General features: G+C 39.6%; 15 protein-coding genes. 8 read left to right on the forward strand and 7 right to left on the reverse strand.

Features of this window, described 5'->3' with window-relative positions; all coding sequences use genetic code 11:
- Positions 1 to 47: 47 nt before the first annotated feature.
- The 5 genes from BLR37_RS16070 to BLR37_RS16090 all read right to left on the reverse strand — a co-directional run bounded on the left by BLR37_RS16070 (position 48) and on the right by BLR37_RS16090 (position 9593).
- A complete protein-coding gene (locus BLR37_RS16070) occupies positions 48 to 2411 on the reverse strand; it encodes a mechanosensitive ion channel domain-containing protein (RefSeq protein WP_090770278.1) in 2364 nt (787 codons plus the stop codon).
- Positions 2412 to 2513: 102 nt separating this feature from the next.
- Entirely contained in the window at positions 2514 to 5333 is a 2820-nt protein-coding gene (locus tag BLR37_RS16075; RefSeq protein ID WP_090770280.1) for a carboxypeptidase regulatory-like domain-containing protein, read from the reverse strand.
- 4 nt (positions 5334 to 5337) lie between these two features.
- On the reverse strand, positions 5338 to 6591 hold the full coding sequence (locus BLR37_RS16080; protein WP_090770282.1) for a 6-bladed beta-propeller: 1254 nt from the start codon (positions 6589 to 6591) through the stop codon (positions 5338 to 5340).
- Between the two features lie 307 nt (positions 6592 to 6898).
- Positions 6899 to 7645, reverse strand: coding sequence for a LytR/AlgR family response regulator transcription factor (locus BLR37_RS16085; protein WP_090770284.1), 747 nt, complete (start codon positions 7643 to 7645; stop codon positions 6899 to 6901).
- A 4-nt stretch (positions 7646 to 7649) separates the two neighbouring features.
- On the reverse strand, positions 7650 to 9593 hold the full coding sequence (locus BLR37_RS16090) for a histidine kinase (protein WP_090770286.1): 1944 nt from the start codon (positions 9591 to 9593) through the stop codon (positions 7650 to 7652).
- A gap of 291 nt (positions 9594 to 9884) precedes the next feature.
- Between BLR37_RS16090 and BLR37_RS16095 the strand changes: the two genes are divergently transcribed.
- The 8 genes from BLR37_RS16095 to BLR37_RS16130 all read left to right on the forward strand — a co-directional run bounded on the left by BLR37_RS16095 (position 9885) and on the right by BLR37_RS16130 (position 16812).
- On the forward strand, positions 9885 to 10172 hold the full coding sequence (locus BLR37_RS16095) for a hypothetical protein (RefSeq protein WP_090770288.1): 288 nt from the start codon (positions 9885 to 9887) through the stop codon (positions 10170 to 10172).
- A gap of 80 nt (positions 10173 to 10252) precedes the next feature.
- A complete protein-coding gene (locus tag BLR37_RS16100) occupies positions 10253 to 10453 on the forward strand; it encodes a hypothetical protein (protein WP_090770290.1) in 201 nt (66 codons plus the stop codon).
- 34 nt (positions 10454 to 10487) lie between these two features.
- The gene (locus BLR37_RS16105; protein ID WP_090770292.1) at positions 10488 to 10688 is read left to right on the forward strand and encodes a hypothetical protein; all 201 of its coding nucleotides are present in this window, start codon (positions 10488 to 10490) and stop codon (positions 10686 to 10688) included.
- A gap of 30 nt (positions 10689 to 10718) precedes the next feature.
- Positions 10719 to 10916, forward strand: a complete 198-nt coding sequence (locus BLR37_RS16110) for a hypothetical protein (RefSeq protein WP_090770294.1) — start codon at positions 10719 to 10721, stop codon at positions 10914 to 10916.
- A 152-nt stretch (positions 10917 to 11068) separates the two neighbouring features.
- Entirely contained in the window at positions 11069 to 12001 is a 933-nt protein-coding gene (gwsG, locus tag BLR37_RS16115) for a grasp-with-spasm system ATP-grasp peptide maturase (RefSeq protein ID WP_090770296.1), read from the forward strand.
- 237 nt (positions 12002 to 12238) lie between these two features.
- Positions 12239 to 13321: a hypothetical protein gene (locus BLR37_RS16120; RefSeq protein WP_090770298.1), complete on the forward strand. Its 1083-nt coding sequence runs from the start codon at positions 12239 to 12241 to the stop codon at positions 13319 to 13321.
- Position 13322: 1 nt separating this feature from the next.
- Positions 13323 to 15515 carry a peptidase domain-containing ABC transporter gene (locus BLR37_RS16125; protein ID WP_090770300.1) on the forward strand — a complete coding sequence of 731 codons (2193 nt, stop codon included), beginning with the start codon at positions 13323 to 13325 and terminating at the stop codon, positions 15513 to 15515.
- Positions 15505 to 16812: an HlyD family secretion protein gene (locus BLR37_RS16130; RefSeq protein WP_090770302.1), complete on the forward strand. Its 1308-nt coding sequence runs from the start codon at positions 15505 to 15507 to the stop codon at positions 16810 to 16812. The genes BLR37_RS16125 and BLR37_RS16130 overlap by 11 nt, the downstream gene beginning before the upstream one ends.
- A 6-nt stretch (positions 16813 to 16818) precedes the next feature.
- Here the strand turns inward: BLR37_RS16130 and BLR37_RS16135 are convergent, their stop codons facing one another.
- Together BLR37_RS16135 and BLR37_RS16140 are read right to left on the reverse strand one after the other, a co-directional pair.
- Positions 16819 to 17898, reverse strand: coding sequence for a PepSY-associated TM helix domain-containing protein (locus BLR37_RS16135; RefSeq protein WP_090770304.1), 1080 nt, complete (start codon positions 17896 to 17898; stop codon positions 16819 to 16821).
- Positions 17879 to 20494 carry a TonB-dependent siderophore receptor gene (locus BLR37_RS16140; RefSeq protein ID WP_208599668.1) on the reverse strand — a complete coding sequence of 872 codons (2616 nt, stop codon included), beginning with the start codon at positions 20492 to 20494 and terminating at the stop codon, positions 17879 to 17881. The genes BLR37_RS16135 and BLR37_RS16140 overlap by 20 nt, the downstream gene beginning before the upstream one ends.
- Between the last annotated feature and the right edge of the window lie 20 nt (positions 20495 to 20514).

Below are 20514 nucleotides of genomic sequence, written 5' to 3' on the forward strand. Positions count from 1 at the left end.
TAACCGAAAGGAGTAAAAAAATAATCCTTTCGGTTAAACTTTTGTGTTTATAAAATCTCGATACCTTTTTCTTCCAGCGCTTCAAAAATGTGCGCGTTCACCATGCTTTTGGTTAATTCTGCCTGTGAAATATCCTTGCACCAGAAAAATATCCGCACGTCGCTGCTTGCACGGCTAACCGGACTAATCATGATGACAGGCTCTTTGGCGGCAAACACGTTAGTATTTTCAATAATCACATTGCGGATCAGGGTGGTTACTTCAGATGAATTGAAAGGTTTGGCAATAGAAAGCAGCAGATCAACACGCATCTGGTTGTTGCTCAGAGTCCAGTTGATGATGTTGTTGGAAAGGATAGAACCATTTGGGATAATGATTTCAGCTCCTTCATCGCTTAGCAGGGTGCTCGATCGTACACCAATTTCTTTTACCCTGCCTTTTTTATTGCTGAGTTCAACCACGTCGCCAATGCGGATGGTTTTATCGAAAATGAGGATGATACCCGAAACAAAATTGCTTACAATATTCTGTAAACCTAGTCCGATACCCACACCTAAAGCACCCAATATCACAGTTATTTTATCGATGGGTAAGCCAGAAGCTGCAACTGCAATTAAGAAACCACTGATAAGTAAAACCAGACGGGTAACCAGGAGTTTAGAGCGTTCGCCTTTGTTATCGTCCAGGGCATCATCGCCTACATCGCCAAAGAAATAGGCAATGTATTTTTGTAAGAAATTGGCCAGCCAGATAATCGCTAAAAATAGTACTACGCCGCCTAAAGTAAACGAAAAGCTGCCTACAACTCTTCTTTGGGTAAGCTCATCGGTAATGGCCGAATAAATGCTGTTGAATATATTTAAGTTGGTGGTAAAAATAACTGCCCAGATGATAATAGCCCCTGTTTTGGCGATACGCTTTAAACCTGTGGTAACCGGAATCCAGTCAAAAAACTCCGGATAGCCTTTTCTGATCCTGCTGCTTTTCATTTGGAGTAAAAAGGCTTCGACAAACATTTTGGCCAACACGATTAATGAGGTCGCATTCAGAAAGGCGCTTACGCCGGTATTATAAAAAATCTGCGTAAGCGTAAAGCGGCCGAATAGGTTGCAAAAAGTGGCAATAAAAGCAAATATGATGTAAATAAAGCCTGTTGAGATCAGGAGTTTGTACTTTTTATATTGTTCTTCGAGTGTGCGCCAAACCATAATACCGTAAGTAGTGGCTCCGAGACTTAGTGCCAAAAGCAACCAACGCTGGTAACGTGGCGGCATACCCAAAATACGGAGGATTACCGGTGCAAAGAGAAACAGTACAAATACACACCATTGAAAAAATAACTTTTTAGGTAGTTTTTTGCGGAATAAAAAGGTAAGGCAAATGGCCAGCAGAATGTGTACCGATTCAATATATAAAGCAGGTGCTCGCAAATCGAAAACCGGTGCAAGCGCAAAAAGCATAATTAAAGTAACCAGGTAAGGCCTTGGAGAAAGCATTGAGAATTTAAAATCCTCTACAGCTTCGAGCCGGTCGCGTTGCTTTAAGCTCCTGAAATTAAAAAACACCCAGCAAAAGAAAACCAGGCAGGTAAAAAGGAGTAGGGCACGGCTGCTTCGGGTATAAACGAAATAGTAAGCAGATATTTGTTGCTCACTGTTCATAAACTTCCTGAAACCCATACCTCTGTTGGCACGTTTATTTACCGATTCCCACAGGTAGCGTCTTTCTTTACCAAAGGCCTTGATGCTTACCGCACTAAGCTGGCTATCGGTAAGGTACATCAGTTCTTTAATGTTAATCAGGTTGGCCGAGGTACGTGCCTGCTGGTTATTGATGGTTAACGAAGCATTTTTAATCAGGCTATCCATCACCAAGCGCTTTTTCTTAAGTTCGGCAAACTGTGCCTTAAACATTTCGCGCAGAGCAGGCGAAGTAAATATTTTTACCAGCACCGTATCTTTGCGCAGGTTAAGTATTTCTGTTTTTAACTTGCGGAGCTCTTTTTCGTATTCGTCTAAATCAGCCAGACAATCGCGGTTATTACTTTGAAGTTCTTCAAGTAAAGTTTCGTCCATTTGCAGGTTCTGCAAGTTTAAATTCCTGTCAGAATTGGTTAACCTGCTTTTTAAGAGCGCAAGCGCAGCCTCATCCTGCGTGAGGTGCTTGTCAATGGGTTTAAGTTTGGTAAATGAATTAACGGTAACAGGCACCTTATTTACTACTTCGAAAACTTTTTCCAGGCGGAATAAGTAATCGCTCTTGGTTAGCACCGCTGAATCGGCCAAAAAAGCAGTTTCAGGATTCTTATCTGCAGGTTTGCCGCTTTGAGCAAAAGCTGAAAAGAAAGAAAAGGTAATGCAGGCCACTACCAACAAAACGATGCGTAAATGGGAAGAACTTTTTATAATCATTTTCTTTTTGACGAAAGATATTGTAGCCAAAAATAAATAATAGAAAATAAAAAAGCGCTCTCCCTTTTTAAGGAGAACGCCTGAGTGCTAAATTTCAATGTCTTACTTTTTAGTAGCGTTGGCACCAAATTTCCTCGGATAATAAGAAAGGGTTACCATAAAATATTGCTGCAATACGTTTTTAGTGCTTGTAGTAAAGCTGTTTACACCTACGCTATTTATAATGGCTTTGTTTTGGCGGAGTAAATCGAGCGCCGAAAATTTCACCTCAGCATTGTTGCCTTTGGTAAAACGGTAAGTGGCGTTTGCATTCCAGATAGCGAAATTAATGGTTTCACCTACCGATGGATTGTTGTTATTGAAATTGATATTACTGCTGAGTGAGAATTTTTTGGTGAAATTATAGTTGCCGCTAAATGAAGTGGTTAGGCCAATGTTTTTATAGGATGTACCCAAAGCACTTTGTTTTGCCAAATTGGTGCTAATGCCTTGAGATGCTTCAATACCCAGTTTGTCCTTGTAGGTATAAGTAGTTTTTACACTATTGTTGGTATTGAAATTGTTCGAAAAATTAAATAAGGTATTGGTATAGGTTGGGTTTTTGCTAAAGTTGAAGGAGGTATTGAAGCCCAATTGCAGTTCGCTTGTCTTGAATTTGAACGATTTGCGAATATCTCCCATCAAATTAATATATTTATTTCCGTTGGCATTGGTTAGGTATACCGTTCTGCGGTTTTGTTCATCGATAAAAGTGCTATCTACAATATCATTCTCAACTATGCCTGCTGAAGTATACACATTGAAATATAAGGTATTTTTACTTTTCATATCGTAGTGGTTAAAATTGATATTGATTGACCTTTTTATTTCTTCCCTAAGATTCAAATTACCTCTTTGCAAGTTATATAAATTGGTACTGTCTGTTAAGGGGGCGAGCTGGTATATGGTAGGTGCCTGCACATCTGTACGATAGCTTACCATTAGATTTTCCTGATAGCTCCCGGTTTGAAGATTCAGCGCATTCACTGAAATTGTAGGCACAAAGTTGTTGTAATTACGCTTTATATTTTGGAAAGAACGGTCTGATTTATTATCTTGGTTAATAACCTGTTGTGCCGCAGTTACTTTAATAGTAAGGTTTTTGTAGTAGCGGTTGCTTAGGTTTTTGTAAAATGTTTTGCTTACAGAAATTCCGGGAGTAAAATCGGTGACATTGGTTTTTAGGTTATTAGAAAGGTAACTATTCTGCTGGTAATTCCCATTCACGAAATCTTCAATAAAATTGTGCTCCTGGTTATTGGTCAATACTAGTTTGCCGGTAATTTCAGCATCAAATCCACTGAGGTTAGCATTGCCAAAAAAAATAGATTTCAGATTGGGCAAACCCAAGGTCATCGTTTGTGATAAATTCTTGCTATCAGTCAGGTATTTGCGGTTAAAATCGCGGTTGTTGGCATCATTCAATAAATCCCTGAAAGCGGTTATTTCTGTTCTATCGTTATTGCGATTGCTCATGCTGACATCATAGCTGGCATTAAGTGATTTAAACCGCTGTTTCCAGTTGTTGTAGTTTTGGTAATTATAGCTTGCCCTGAAAGTGAAATCGGTATTGGTGTAGTTGCTTTGTCCGTTGCTGTTATTGGTACTGGTAAGCTGACCTGCATTATTCTGGGCACTTCTAATACTGGAATTACTGTTATCACCTTTTTCGGTATTGAATGATTCGCTGAGGTCTAAGCGATGACTTTTTTTATAATAATTATAGATGGAGTTAAAGCGGTGTCTGTCGCTGGTATTGGATGAAGTGGTACTGCTGTTTGCATAAAGCTGATTATTATCGGCAATGGTAGTGATGGTTTGTGAATCACCAATGTTTGATGATTCGAGGTTTTTAAAGTAATAATCGGCCGTTAATGAACTTTTATTGTTCCAGTCTTTACTATCGGGAGTAAAATTGTAAGTCATCTGTGCCCCGGCCACGTTGCCTTTGTTTAGGCCGGTTTGCCTGAAATCTGATTGGTATTCAACCGAGGTGCCAACACCTTTATAGGTACTGTTTCTAATCAGCGTATTAATATCATTGGGGATTTTGTTAATATCGTTAGATGCTCCGATGACGGAGAGTTGAAGTTTAGGAGTGCTAAAATTTAAATTGCCATCAAACTGGTAATGCTTGTCGGTTCCGTAACCCGCACTTATTTTGCCGAAATAGGATCGGTCTTTGCCTTTCTTTAATTTCAAGTTCGCTACCAGGTTGCTGTCTAGTGGTTTATCCCGGTCTGCGGTGTTGAAAATCTGTATTTTCTCCAGTGCATTTTTAGGGATGTTTTGCAGGGCAATTTTATTATCGCCGCCAAAAAATTGTTTTCCGTTAACAGTAAGTTGCTTCACCTCCCTGCCATTAACCGTAATAATACCATCGCCCCACACGGTGATGTTGGGTACTTTTTTTAACAGATCTTCAACGGTGGCATTGGTATCGAGCTTAAATGCAATGGCGTTAATTTCAAGTGTATCGTTATTGTAAGAAATTGGAGGAACTGTTACGGTAACCTCTTGTAAATTTACATCCTGTGGGTTAATGATTACATTCTTAAGATCGAGTAGCGTTTGTCCTTTAGGGATAGTGATATTTTTCTGGATAGTTTGATAACCCACATTACTGATATCCAGTCGCAGCGGTTTATCAATGGGCAGGTTACTGAATTTAAACTCGCCATAATTATTGCTCAACTGATAATTTATTACCGTATTATCGGCTTTGTAAATAGAAACTGTAGCCGCTTTAAGCACATAGTTGTGCACCGTATCGCGCACTACGCCTTTAATGGTACCCGTTGGGGCTGGAGGTGTAGTTTGGGCAAAAGAATAGCCTGTTCCTAAGCAAAAAATGCTTAAAAGGAGTAAGAAATGAGCGCGCATGAATTTAGATTTGCTTCGGTTTTAAGATGATGATTACAGGGTTACTTTTTCTATCGCCAGTTTTGAAGTAATTTTCGAGCAATGGCGGGTATTTATTTGTTTTACCAGCACTACGCTCTTTAAAAGTAAACATGGCCAGTGCAGAATAACTCGTATAGAATTTTTTATCTTCATAGGCTAGGAATCCGCGATTTTCAAAATCGTAGGCAAAGCCTGAATCGGTTACTGGCAAAAAGCTCGAAAGGCTATCAGGTTCCAGATCCTGGAAGGATAACAGTTCAGTAGTTTTGGTGTTATAAATCAAGCTTTTCTTCTGGTCTTTATCCCAAAAAATGTTTGATAATTTGAGGTAGAGCTGATCGCCAATTAAATAGCTGCTGCCAATACCGTGAATGGTTTTCTTGTTTTTCTCGAAATATTCGAACCTCTTTTTAACGTATATGGGATTGGTAATAAAATCTTTAGGCAATGTATTTATCGCAGGAAAAATGAACTTGTAAGCCAGTTCCATTTTTTTTGCCGTAAGCTTATACAAGCGGTAATCGTAGTAATTGGTGTAAAAAGCTTCACTATCATTGTATTTGGTTATTGGGTCGTCGCCATACCAATCGTCTTTTTCGAAAAATTTCGGATCCCGTTTAAAGTAACCGACGGTATCTTTTGTTTTTTTATCGATGGTTACAACCGAATATTGCGTACTATCTTTGCCTTTTTTAATATAGGTATAGGGCCTGATCACAACATCGCTGTTTGCAAAAGATAACTTGGGCGAGTAGTAATTGAAGTTTTTGGTTTTTTTTACAAAGTTACCCTCCAGGGTAAAATATTGCACATTGTTTGGGGTATAAACAGCTATGTATTCTGTGTTTCCTTCCTTTACCAATGTAAAACCATGCGTTACTGCTTTTTCCTTATCGGCCTTTTCTGTTTGCAATTTGGCCGCATCAATTTTGGTCAGGTATTTTCCTTCGTTTGTAAAGACTAAAACGGCCTTAGTATCGTAATCATAAATTAAAAATTTGTTGCCCGAAATTTTAAGTTCAGAAATATTTCCGAACAAACTTTCCCTGGTTGTTTCCAGCGGTACAAATTTAACTTCATCGAAAATCTGCGAAACAGCGGCTCCGCGCGCACTTTGCGGATCAATTCGTAAGGTAACAACATGTGAGCTGTCGATTACGCCTTCTTGCGAAAAGGCGGTGAGAGAGGATAGGCAGGTTAATGCCAAAAAGCATAAGCAATGCTTGAAGCGTTTCATACGTGTGTTTAGATTTGGTTTGCCACAATAGCGGTTAACAATAATAACTATAAAATACGTTAGCTACAACTCAATGCGTTTGAATTTAACATTTTTTAAGAGTTAGAGAAAGAATATTTTACTGTTTAATGGTTTGTTTGTTATGTTGTTGTGATCTTTTGTTAATTAACCGGGCAAACGTTTGTTCGAATTTTAGAATAAGTGACTCCTACTTAAAATCAGACTATTTGGTGTTTTAGCAAAATAAAAAAGCGCTCTCCCTTTTGAGGAGAACGCCTGAGCGCTACATATTAAAAATTTAGTCCTGCTAAGCAATGTTTTGCAGGTAGCGGTGTACTTCTTCTTTCTTCCGGCTCGAAACCGGTATTTTTTCTCCGTTTTCCATTTGTAAAAATCCCTCCCTGAAATATTTTTTTACATATTGGAAATTAATCAGGTAAGACTGGTGGCAGCGCAAAAAGCCCGAAAAAGCAAGCATATTCTCATATTCTTTTAAGCCTTTTGAAACCACTATTTCGCGTTTGTTTTTTAAACAAAAAGTGGTGTAGCTTTTATCGCTTTTGCAATAAATAATATCATCTAGATCTACGATCTCAATATACTCAAGGCTTTTTAAGGCAATCCGTTTAATGCCTTTAACACCCTGGGCCAGGTAATGCTCACGGGCAATTTCCAGCTGTTGCCTGTCAAACTGTTCCTGCTCGCGCTGGCGCAGGTATTTACCCAATACTTCACCTAACGATACTTCATCAACCGGTTTTAAGAGATAAGCAAAAGCACCCATGTTTAGTGCCTGTATGGCATACTGATCGTAGGCTGTAAGGAAAATGACCTGAAAATCTTCCATACCAATCTCGTTAAATAGGCTAAAGCTGTCTCCATCTTTAAGCCGGATATCGGCCAGGATTAGCTCCGGTTTGAGTACAGGTATTTCGGCGGCGGCCCTGGCTACTTCGCCCGAATGACCAACAATCTGGAAGGCACTTATTTTTTTCACAATCTGCAAAATGTGTTGCATAATGTGTACCTCATCTTCTAATATGTAAATCTTCATATCTTTAATCTTTTACCAGTGGGATATTAATTTTTACCATTACACCACGGCCGCCTGTATTACTTTTATCTTCGAGTTCGAAACCTGCCTGCTGCTTTGCAGTATTGAAGAGTACATCGAGCCTTTCTTTTAAAATAACCTGCGCCAGCGATTTTTTGGTTTGTACTGCTGCTTTGGCACTCACACCACATCCATTATCGTCTACAATGATCTGCAATTGATTTTTTACCGTTTGAAAATTAATGGTCAAACTACCGTGGTAAGCAATATTCCTAAAGCCATGTTCGATAGCGTTTTCTACAAAAGGTTGGACAAGCATTGGGGGAATCAGGATGTTTCCACCTTCAAGATGATTTGTTGAAATCTGATAATCGAATAATCCCGCAAAACGCATTTGCTGCAATTGCAGGTAATTATGTAAGGAGGCTATTTCTTCATCCAGCTCAATAAATTCTTTGGTGTTTTGTTCCAGAACATTGCGCAGTAATTTAGAAAAGGTACTGAGATAACGCACCGCTTCTTTCGAATCGCCCGATGATATGAGCCCCTGCAGGTTAGCTATGGCGTTAAAAATAAAATGCGGATTAAGCTGCACCTGCAATAATTTCTGTTCAATATTTAAACGTTTGTTTTCTGAGGCCAGCAGCGTATTTCTTCCTTTCAGCCGTTGCTGCCGGTAAAGGATAAATAGAAAAAAAAGAACACTTAAAAATACAAAAAATGCCAAACCTAAAGTCCACTTCTGCTGCGTGATGATTTTTTGGTAAAGTTCGTTCCTGCTATTCAGTTCGGTAATGTGCTGGTCTTTTTTTTCTACCTGATATTTTTCATGCAGTTCGGCAATTTTTACCGCTTCTATTGCGGCAACATCACGCATTTCTATGGTGTAGGCCGAATCTGCAGCCTCAAGTGCCTGGGCATAAGCTCCCTTATTTTTATACGCGCTTAGGAGCCCGTTATAAAACATGCTTTTTCTTCTTCCTGCCGGGTTCTTTTTCTCGAAGGCAATACCTTGACGGTAGTAGTAAATGGCCGAATCGGGCATTTGGTTATGTTCAAAACTGGTAGCCAGATTATTGAAAGCGATATCGTTGAGGTTGTTGCTACTTTTAAGGTAACTAAAATAAATTTTACTGCAAGCCAGTGATTTAGCATACTGGCCCTGGCGGTCATAAATTTGTGCCTCATTATCGTACGTGCGGGCCAGGGCAAGGCTATCGTTGATGCTTTTGGCCAGGATACGGGCTTTATTATTGTAAAAGATCATTTTGTTAAAGTCGCCGAGTTTGGTCGCGAGCAAAAACGAAATGTCGAAATACCTTTGCTCAATAACCCTGTGTGACTTATATGGATGGCTGTTATAGTAGCGTGTGGCGTAGCGTAATGCCTCTTTTGGTTTATTGTTTTGGTAATAAGTTTTGGCCAGCAAATCATAAAAAAGATAGGTGATCTTGCTTTTCAACAATTCAGCCTTTTCTATTTTAGCCAGGGTTTGTTTCATAAGATTAGCACCTACAGCAGCTCCTCCATTGGTTTGTGCGCTTAATATGCTGTAATCGCTAAGCAGGTCAGTTTCTGCATTTGTACCCTTGCTATCCATCTGTTGATAGGTGAAAATGGCACTATCGCGATGCTTTTCCAATACTAAACGTCTGCCGCTAAAATAGTAGCGGAAAGGTTTATCTGCCTGGTTTGATGAAAGATTTAGCATGCTATCTGCCCTGTAAATCGCTTTTTTATAATCGTTCGGTGCTAAGGTGTCCATGGCCATAATCTGTGCCAGGTAATCAGTGCGCGAACTGTTTTGACCTTTGGTACCAGCTACCTTGTTTTGCTGTCTGTTTTCCTGTCTGCAGGCGCTTGACAATAAAATTGCCAGGCAGAAAAAAACAGCTGAAATGAATTTGGTATTGTTGGTTTTAAATGTTTGTAACAATTGAAAAAACATAACTAAGGGACAATTATTAATGCATGTCTGGGGTAAATACGACCTGGTTTAAATATAGCTAAAGCCTTGTTGTTAAAAACAGCTAATGCATATACACCCGTTTCCATTCCATATTCGTAGCATTTAGCTTCATATTCGAAATCGGGCATTAAAAGGCGCTTTTTAGCAGATATCGGCGCAAAGGCTACGAATATTGGAAATCATGTATCAAATATAAACTCTCGCTTGTGAGATTTATAATTTGCCGCTAATTTTATTTGATAGCAGTAAGTTAAATGGCTTTTTCTGCTGATGAAACGATCAGTTTTAATACAGTATAAACCCAAACGCCAGGGTAAGATGGCGGAATTATCTATCAATTTAAATTTTATAATTATGAAGACAAGCAAAAGTTTATTCGAAAAAAGAATCAACTTAAAAGATTGCCAAATTAATGGTGGTAAACTTGGTTTAAGCAACCTCGTATCTGTTGCAGAAACAGGAACAAGAGAAAACCCTGATACTTGCACAGACATTGGCTTTGACCAACCTGGAACTAATGTGCCAATGGGTTTCAACCCAACATTAACAGGAAAATAATACCTGCTCATTTTAAGATTTGACACAACGAACGGGTCAATCGAAAGCAAATTAATGTATAACCTTAATCAAAAAAGGAAATGAAAAACAGCAACAAACTGTTCGAGAAACAAATCGAACTGAAAAATAGTCAAATTAGTGGTGGACGTGCTTCAGGCGAGAGTTATAAAAACCAACACCACACCTTTACCGATCAACATGGTTGTACGGTAACCGTTGCAGTAGTATTGACCGATAACGACGTAAAAGTTGAAGAATGCTTTTTCACAAACTGCCCGTAATAACCATTTTTCTAAAAAATATAACTTATAGGAAATGAAAAACATCAACAAATTGTTCGAGAAAAAAATCGAACTGAAAAATAGTCAAATTAGTGGTGGACGTGCTTTAGGCGAGACTTATAAAAACGTAAACCATACGTACACCGATCAACATGGTTGTACGGTAACCGATGCACAAGTAAGGACCGATGGCAACGTGCTGGTTGAAGAATGCTTTTTCACAAACTGCCCATAACCATCCTCAAAAAATTAAAAAATTAAAAACATGAAAAACAGTAAAAAATTGCTCGAGAAAAGAATAGCCCTAAATGACAGCCAGGTTAACGGTGGCCGCGCTATGAGCACTAACGCATTATGTACCAAATTTACCTATGGTGATCATTGCGCAGATAAAACAACAACCATGTACGACGATCAAGGCAATACCATTGGTACCCCTGCTTCTTCTGCATGGCAAGTCTAATTCATTAGATTAATTAACCATCGGGCGATAATAAGCTCGATGGTTACCTTAAAAACCTAAAGTACAACGCTGATATTACTGCGCAAATAAAATACAACAGGTAAAACATAAGTGGCTGGATAAGCTATAAAAAATTATAACATCAGGTTTCCGTGATATTAATATTCTCCATAAACAGCGATTATTCTACCAGCTCCGTAATCAGTTGGCTTATACGGCTCAAAAAGCCTTTTATCAGAATCAATGAGGATACCTTATTTGAATTGCTTTGGCTTACTTCGTCAGATTTTGCCATCTCTGTAAATGGGGAAACAATTTTGGGCAGCCAAATTACTAAAATGTGGTATAGAAGAGGTGGATTGGATTTGTTTGCTAAATTCAAGAACGCTTTAATTAAAAACTATTTACGTACTGAACATAATGCCCTGATAGAATATTTTTATCACAGGTTGGATAAAATTCCATCGGTAAACAAAATCAAAAACAGCGATATCAACAAACTCTATTTAATGGATCTTTGCCAGCAATATGGCGTTTTAGCTCCAAAATACATAGTTACTGGCTGCAAAAACGCAGCTGCCAATTTTTTCGAGCAGGAAAAACATATTATTTCTAAGCCTATTAGTACACCGTTTTCATTTCAGGATGATGAGGATTTCTCGCACATGGCTTACACATCAATGGTTAACCGTGAAGATATTGACGCTTTGCCGGAGAAATTTGTACCGACTTTTTTTCAGCAGGCCATTGCTAAGGCTTATGAAATTAGGGTATTCTACCTGAATGGTAAATTTTACGCCATGGCCATATTCTCTCAAAACAACAGCAATACAAACGTCGATTTCAGAAATTACGATAGGGATAAACCAAACCGGGTTGCACCGTACACCTTAGAAAAAACATATGAAAAAAAGTTAAAAAGAATGCTTGATGCATACGGCCTCAACTGCGCATCCTTCGATGTGATTTACGCTAGTGATGATGCTGAATATTATTTTTTAGACTTAAATCCCGTTGGCCAGTTTGGTATGGTATCAACCCCCTGCAATTACAATTTGGAGCGCGAGATTGCATTGGCACTTTAATTTTAACTAACCCGATTTGTATTGTTGTCAGGCCAAAACGCCCTTTCGAAACTTAAATTAAGCCATATCTATAAAACCTATGAAAAACATAAAAGACCTGATAGATACCGGAGAAGCACCAGTACACATAAAATCATTGGTAAAAAAGCCTAAACCTACATATCTTATTAAAACAAGGGTTTCTAAAATTTACCATACCAATAGCTTACAGCTCGACCTATACTTTAAATCCCCGATATGAATAAATTATTCCTTAGAAACCAATTGTGTATTCCGGTAATTGGATTTAACAGGGCTATCGTTTACGATTTGGGCCGCAAAGACTATCATTTTATTTCAAAAACGCATTATCATATTTTAAACACCGATGGCTTGATAAATTTCAACAGGATTGCTGATCAATCTGAGCGCAGCGAGCTGATAGATTTTCTTTTAAGTTTAGAGATTATTTTTGAGGTTGCATCTGCTCAGGAACAGAAAAGATTTCCGAAAATATCCAGGGCATTACATCAAACTAACGAGCTAACCCATGCTGTTATACATACTAATATTAGCAATAATTTTATTGATTTAATCAATCAGAATCATCTTCAAAACTTAAGCATCATTTCACCACAAATAGACGATGAACTCATTAATTTGGTAGCGTCATTTGCCCATTTGGAAATTGATGGCATATACCTGTATATTGAAAAATTTGATGCGGAATGCCTCGAAAAATATGAGCGTAAATTAGCCCGGCAACCAATCATATTCTCAGTTAATTTTTTTGGAGTGGATAGTTCACATACAGAATTGAAAGACAATATTTATTATAATTTTTTTACCGAAAGTTTTGGGGTTTACCAACAGCTGCTAAGCGTAGATAAATTGTTTGTAAATCAAGAGTTTTTTATGGAAGCTTATAACAAACACTCGTATTACAACGGCAAAATCTATATTGATCAAAGTGGCAATATTAAAAACGGACTCAATAGCAAACCAGCTTTTGGTAATATCAATTCAATGAGCGTTGCTGAATTTCAGCAGACAATTAATAGCAAACTATTTTTGGAGCTTGGAAACATCACTAAGAAGCAAACCCTGGTTTGCCAGGATTGCGAATTTAGGTATATGTGTACCGATGTACGGGTACCGGAAAAGGAAGCTGAACAATGGTTTCATCAGGTAGAATGTGTTTACAATCCCTACATTTCTAAATGGAATAATGAAGAAGGATATCTTACTTTAAAAGAATCCGGAGTAACTGTTTCTGCATCAGGTTGCACCATAAATAAAAATAAATTGTCGAAAACCTTTAATAAAATCTGGTCAGAATAGAATGAAAAAATTCCCGTTCTACAAACAACCTGATTCTAAAGACTGTGGACCAACCTGTCTGCGTATTATTGCTAAATACTACGGACAGAATATTCCTTTGCAGCAGATTCGCGATCTTGCCGAAACTACGCGGGAGGGAAGTGGTTTGCAGGGTTTAAGTAATGCAGCAGAAAATTTGGGGTTCAGAACTTTAGGTGTGCAAATAGACTTTAACACCTTAATGGCTGAAGTGCCTTTGCCCTGCATGGTACATTGGAACAAAAACCATTTTGTAGTTGTCTACAAAATTGACAAATCAGGAAAGGTTTACGTGTCTGATCCTGCACACGGTTTGATTACTTACACCAAAACTGAATTTATTAAAAGCTGGATAGGTGAAAATGCGGGTGAAGATACAGAAGAAGGGATTGCACTTGTTTTAGAAACCAGTCCTGATCTTTTTAAGGAAGATTTCAACCAAGCTGAAAAGAAAACCAGTTTTTCTTTCCTTTCCAAATATCTCTTCAAGTATAAATCGCTTATTTTTCAATTGGCCATAGGTCTGCTGGCTGGCAGTTTATTGTCGCTGGTTTTTCCTTTTCTTACCCAGAGCATTGTAGATGTTGGGATTCAGAACCAGGACCTCAATTTCATTTATCTGATTTTGCTGGCGCAGGTAATGCTCTTTGTGGGCAAAACGGGTATTGAAGTGATTCGCAGCTGGATTTTATTGCATCTCTCCACCCGGATAAATATTTCAATTATCTCCGATTTTTTCATCAAGCTCATGAAACTGCCCATCAGTTTCTTTGATACCAGAATGACCGGGGATATTATGCAACGCATTAACGATCATCACCGGATTGAGCAGCTGTTAACCAGTTCATCACTCAATACGCTTTTCTCGCTGGTTAATTTGATCATTTTTAGCATTGTATTGTTGTGTTATGATTACCGCTTGTTTTTGGTTTATTTAACAGGCGCAATTGTGTATGTGATCTGGATCAGCTTTTTCCTGAAGAAAAGGAAAGAGCTCGACTATAAAAGGTTTTCGCAGGTTTCGCAGGAACAGAGCAAGGTGATTGAGCTGATTAACGGCATGCAGGAAATAAAAATGCACAATGCCGAGAGGCAAAAACGCTGGGGTTGGGAGTTTTTGCAGGTGAAATTGTTTAAAGTGCAGATCAAGTCGCTGTCCCTGGAGCAGTGGCAATCAGTAGGTGGAAATTTTATCAACCAGATGAAGGATATTCTGGTCAGTTTCCTTGCCGCAAAATTGGTGCTAACCGGGAATCTAACCCTGGGAATGATGCTTTCGGTACAATATATCATCGGGCAGCTAAACAGCCCCTTGATGCAATTGATTGAATTTATTAAACAGAGTCAGGACGCTAAAATTTCTTTAGAAAGATTGGGCGAAATTCATGAAAAAGAAGACGAAGACAGACTTCAGGAAAACTACGTGACCGAAGTTCCACAAAATGATATTGCCCTGAATAATGTATCGTTTCGTTACACCGGTTCAGATGCTTTTGTGTTTGAGCATTTAAACCTGACCATTCCCTACCAGAAAACAACAGCCATTGTGGGCGCCAGTGGTAGTGGAAAAACTACCTTGTTAAAATTGTTGATGAAATTTTACGATCCGAATAGCGGTGAGGTGAAAATCGGAAATACCGATATGAAAAACATTTCTTCGAGGCTGTGGCGCGACCACTGCGGCGTGGTGATGCAGGAGGGCTATGTCTTTAATGATACCATTGCCAATAACATAGCCATTGGTGAAGAAACGGTTGATAAACAGAAACTGAGAAAAGCAATTGAAATCGCTAACATCAAAGATTTTATCGAGAGTCTACCTTTAAGCTACAATACCAAAATCGGCAACGAGGGGGTGGGAATTAGTGGCGGCCAGACACAGCGGCTGTTTATTGCAAGGGCTGTTTATAAATCGCCCGATTTTATTTTCTTCGATGAGGCAACCAGCGCACTGGATGCCAATAACGAAAAAATCATTATCGAGAACCTCGAACAGTTTTTTAAAGGAAAAACAGCAATCGTTATTGCCCACCGCCTATCAACAGTAAAACATGCAGATAAAATTGTGGTGCTCGATAAAGGTAAGGTTGTGGAAGAGGGTAGCCATGAACAATTGGTCGCAAAAAAAGGAGAATACTACAGGTTAATTAAAAACCAACTCGAACTTGGAAGCTAAGAACGATATATTGGATCGCATAGAACTGCGCTCAGAAAGTGTACAGGACGTACTTTCACAACCGCCTCATTGGATGTTCCGTTGGGGGAGTGCCATTATTTTGCTTGTAATTTTAATGGGACTGCTGATGAGCTATTTCATTAAATACCCTGAATTTGTGCCGGCGCCCATTGTGGTTACCTCGCAAAACCCACCCGAAAAACTGCAGGCCAGGATTGATTCTAAAATCGAGAAAATATTTGTCAGCAACCACCAAAAGGTAACGAAAGGGCAGGTGTTATTGGTTTTGCAATCTACCGCAAACTACCGCGATTTGCTCGAGCTTAAGCAAATAGCAGATTCAATTTCGCAAGATCAGCTTTCATCGTTCCCGATTCATCAAATCTCGAAGCTGAAATTGGGTGAACTTCAGGCCGATTACAATGCTTTTGCCAAAGCCTTTCAGGACGAACAATTGTTTAACAGGTTACGCCCTTATGCTCCTGAAAATGTAGCTGCCGACCAAAATATATCGGCTTACAAGAGCAGGATTACCAACTTAAAGCTACAAAAAGAGCTTGAGCTGGCTAAATATGAACTGGTAAAGAAAAGTTATCAGCGTTCGCAGAGACTTTTCGGTCTCAGCGTTATTTCTGCAAACGAGCTCGAAACCGAAAAAATTAAGTTCTTGCAGGCCCAGCAAAGTCTGGAGAATATTAATATTACCCTATCTCAAACCGAAGAGGGCATTGCCAACCTGAGCAAAACCAAAAGTGGTTCGACAATCAACGCCGAAAAAGACAAAATTAATTATGCTTCGCAAACCCAGCAATTGTTTGAGCAGTTAAGAAAATCACTGCGGCAGTGGGAGCAAGATTATCTTCTGATATCCTCTACCGATGGGGTAGTTAGTTTTCAGCAGTTTTGGGGCGAAAATCAATTTATTAAAAGGGGCGATGCCGTTTTATCTGTTTTGCCCGATAATAAGCAGGCACTGGTAGGCCGCATGTCAGTCCCGGCCGGAAATTCAGGCAAAATTAGCCCTGGTGAAAAGGTTTTAATCAAATTAGATAATTACCGTTACCAGGAATATGGCATTGTAGAGGGAAGGGTGCAAAATATAGCCTTCGCACCCGATGATAAAGGAAATTATTATGTAGATGTTACGCTGCCTAAAGGTTTGAAAACTTCTTATCACAAAAACCTTGCTTTTGATAAAGAACTTAAAGGTAATGCCGAAATTGTTACGCAGGACCTAAGGTTGATAGAGCGGATTTTTTATCAGATGAGGAAGCTTTTAAGGTATCAGGGAGATTAAAATTGATCACTTACTTTTTTTGCGCCATAACCACATTAGAAAACCGGTTACCGGAAGGGATGCGGCAATTAACCCAGCAATAAAGGCCAGTATTTTTCCCCAGATACCAATTACGGTTCCGGTATGCAAATCGTAGTTTAAACTTTTGATCTGATCACTGAGGGGCAGGGCTTCAAAATTCTTTCCCTTTAAAAGCAGTTTTCCGCTATACCTGTCGAAACGGTATTGAATGCGCTGGTGTATTTTATCAGCGTCGAGATAAGCGGATACGTTTACGGTACCACTTTTGGCAGCCGGGATATTGTACAGATAATACGCAGTATTATTATTCAATGCATTAACTTTCGATAAGATCTGGTTATGTGATGCAGGTTGCATGGTTCCGGTGGTATCTGAAGTGAGTTTGGTTTTCTTTTCTGCAACCAGATCGAATGACCACATTAGTCCAGTTAGGGCAATAATCAGCAACACAATGAAAGCGTAAAAGCCGAAAACCTGGTGCAAATCGTAGTTTAAGCGTTTCTTTTTGGCTTCCCATTTTACTTTGAACTTTGCCTTTAGCACTTTAGCTTTCCATTTGGAGGGCCACCAAAGGGCTATGCCCGAGAGCAACAACAAAACAAAACCAATTACCGACCAGCGGATAATAAAATGGCCAACCTTATCGCCCAATAAAAGCGTGCGGTGCAGCGATAAAACAACGTTAAAAAACTCCCGGTTGGCATCCTCATGAAAAACTACCTGGGCAGTGTATGGATTTACATAAACCTTTTCGAAATATACACCCGATTTCAGCGACCTGAACATATAGGTTCGGTTTGGGGCCACCTGAATTTCTACCCTCGAGATTTTTTTCTTATTCCCAAATTTAGCTTGCGCTACCTTAAGCAGCTCATCGAAAGATTTTGGCCTTTCGCCAGCCGGCACATCAACATACAGCCGGTCGCGATAAAATACGTCCTTGAGCTCATCAGAAAAAGAGTATATCGCGCCGGTAATACCCAAAATAAACACCACCAGCCCGGTGCAGAGTCCGAGCCAGAGGTGTAAGAGATAGAGCGCTTTTTTAAAATCTGTACGAAACATTGGCTACAAAAGCTCGTGGCATTTGAGCACTTAAGGTGCCCTGACCTGTAAAATATAATTGATTACTTAGGTTATCAACTTTGATACCCAAACGGTATTTGCCTGTATCGTAAAAGGCCGTAGCATTCATCATTACGTATGATGGCAGTGTAAATATGCCAGTTGCCAAAGCGTTTGAAGTCAGGTGATCGCCTACATAATTGGTGCCCAGGCCAAGTCCAAGACCTTTAAGATTGCCATTTGGCAGGGTATAACTGATCCAGCTGTTAATCAATGTTGCAGGTCCTGCAGATGCAGGTCTTCTTCCCTCAAGGGCAGCAGTAGCTTTGGTAAGCTTACTGTCGTTATAGCTATAACCGGCAATAATATTTAAACCTGGGAGTGGATTGGTAATCAGTTCCAGTTCTACACCTTTACTGCGCTGGGTTCCGTTTTGTACAGTAATGTTGTAGTTAACCCCGTTAACCAATAAATCTTCTGTACGGGTCAGGTTTTCAACTTTAATGTGGTATATGCTGGCGGTAAAGCTTAGTTTTCCGTTAAAAAGATCAGCTTTTACACCTCCCTCAAACTGGTTGGCATGTTGCGGTTTAAAAGTGCCTGAAACACCTGCCCCTTCTGGTTGAGCTACCGGAGCGACATTGGCAAAGCCATTCATGTAATTTCCAAATACCGATACCTGGTCTTTAATGACATGATAAACCAACCCTAATTTAGGCGAAACGGCTGTTTGCATGTATTGGCTGTTTGTTACAATGGTGTTGGTAGCCTGGTTTAAAGTTCCCTTGTTCTGAAAACGATCTACACGTAAACTCAACATGGCCAGTAAACGGTCGGTAATATTCAATACATCCGAAGCATAAACACTGTAAATGTAGCTTTTGGTTGTATTTTTAGTTGGTGCTGCGGTACTTGCTGCAAGTTTCGCTTCAACAGCCGATTTGGAAATTTTTACATAATTGGGATCTGATGGATTCAGGCCGCTTACGTTATCAAATACGATGTAGGGCGAATTGTTGTTGTTAATGGTTTGGCTCAGGTAATCAAGTCCAAGCACTAACCTGTTTCTTAAGCCCAAAACTTTAAAGTCGCCGATAAAATTCTGCTGGATATCACTTGCGGTATTGGTCGAGTTCTGCAGGCTGATGTTGCGCTCCAGCATCTCATCACTTGTTGCACCACGAATAAACTGGTATTGGTAGAAGCCTTCAGATTTTCTGGAGTTGTTTGAATAGATGGTCTGTGAACGCCAGTTTTCAGAAATTTTATAATTGGCCTGCGCTTTAATGTTAACTGTTGGGTTTTTCATGGTCAAATCGTTAGCCGTGTAAGATCTTTTCCAGTCAAAGTTTAGCTCTTGTGGCACAGTGGCAATAAATTTTCTTACCCGGTTTAAAAAGATTACCGAAGGACTAGTGGCTTCAGATTGTAAAAATCCGGCATTCAGGCTCAGGGTTAACCGGTCGTTTGCACGGTACTCAACTGATGGCGCAAAAAAAGTTGCCCTTCTGAAGCCTGCATCCTGGAAACTACCCTGATATTGATAGGCCGCATTCATTCTGAATAAAAGTTTCGATCCTTTTTTGGCCGGTCCATAAACATCGGCAGTTAACCTGTTTAATCCGAAACTTCCGGTCAGGTAGTTAATCTCTCCGCCAGCAGTATCAATAGGTTTTTTGGTTACGATGTTAATTAAGCCACCAAAAGATATAACTGCTCCACCGAAAAGGGTTCCGGATGGGCCTTTAATCAGCTCTACACGCTCTATGTTCGATGGGTCAATTTCGCCATTCGTTTGAGCGGGTAGCCCGTCTACCAGGGATGCTTCAGTTCTAAAACCGCGCATGCTGTAATACGAGGCGCCATCAGAATTGATGCCACGTGCTCCCTGGATTTTATACACCCCCGGCGAGTTTTTTAGTGCATAACTAAAATCGGTAATCATCTGCTCATTTAGCAAGGTTTTAGGAATAGTAGTATAAACCTGCGGATTATCAAGATTAGCTAATGGCATTTTAGCTGCGGTAGTGGTCTTTTTTACCGAAAAACGGTTGGTTTCGCCACCATTAATCACTACTTCATCCAGTTGTGAGTTGCTTTCTCTTAATGTAAAATTCTCTCTTACCGTAACATCACCCTCTACAGTAATTTCTTTAGATTGGCTTTCCAAACCGATGTAACTTACCGATAGGGTATGCGAACCTGCAGGAACATCTTTAATGCGATAATTTCCGTCTGCATCTACAACGGTATTCCGGGTGCGGTCGATGCTAACAGTTACGAACTGTGCAGGTTTTCCTTCAGCTGTGCTTACTCTTCCCCTTACTTCTCCTCTTTGCTGAATTTTAATGGTAATATCCTTTCCGCTGGCAGTAAAAGCGAGGCCACTTTTTTTCGAAAGTTCGGTTAGTATTTCTGAAACGCTATTGGCAGATGGACTTAGGGTTATTGTTTTATCGAGCTCGGCACTCAAACCGCTATAAATAAAGTTGAGTCCCGCTTTTTTTTCCAGTTGCTCCATTACCGCCTTAACTTTTAATGTTCTCGGATTAATGGTTACCGGGGTGTTTTGGGCATAACCTCTTTGAAATATCAAACAGCACAGTAAAAGGGCAC

The organism is Pedobacter soli, from assembly GCF_900101435.1.
GTDB lineage: Bacteria > Bacteroidota > Bacteroidia > Sphingobacteriales > Sphingobacteriaceae > Pedobacter > Pedobacter soli.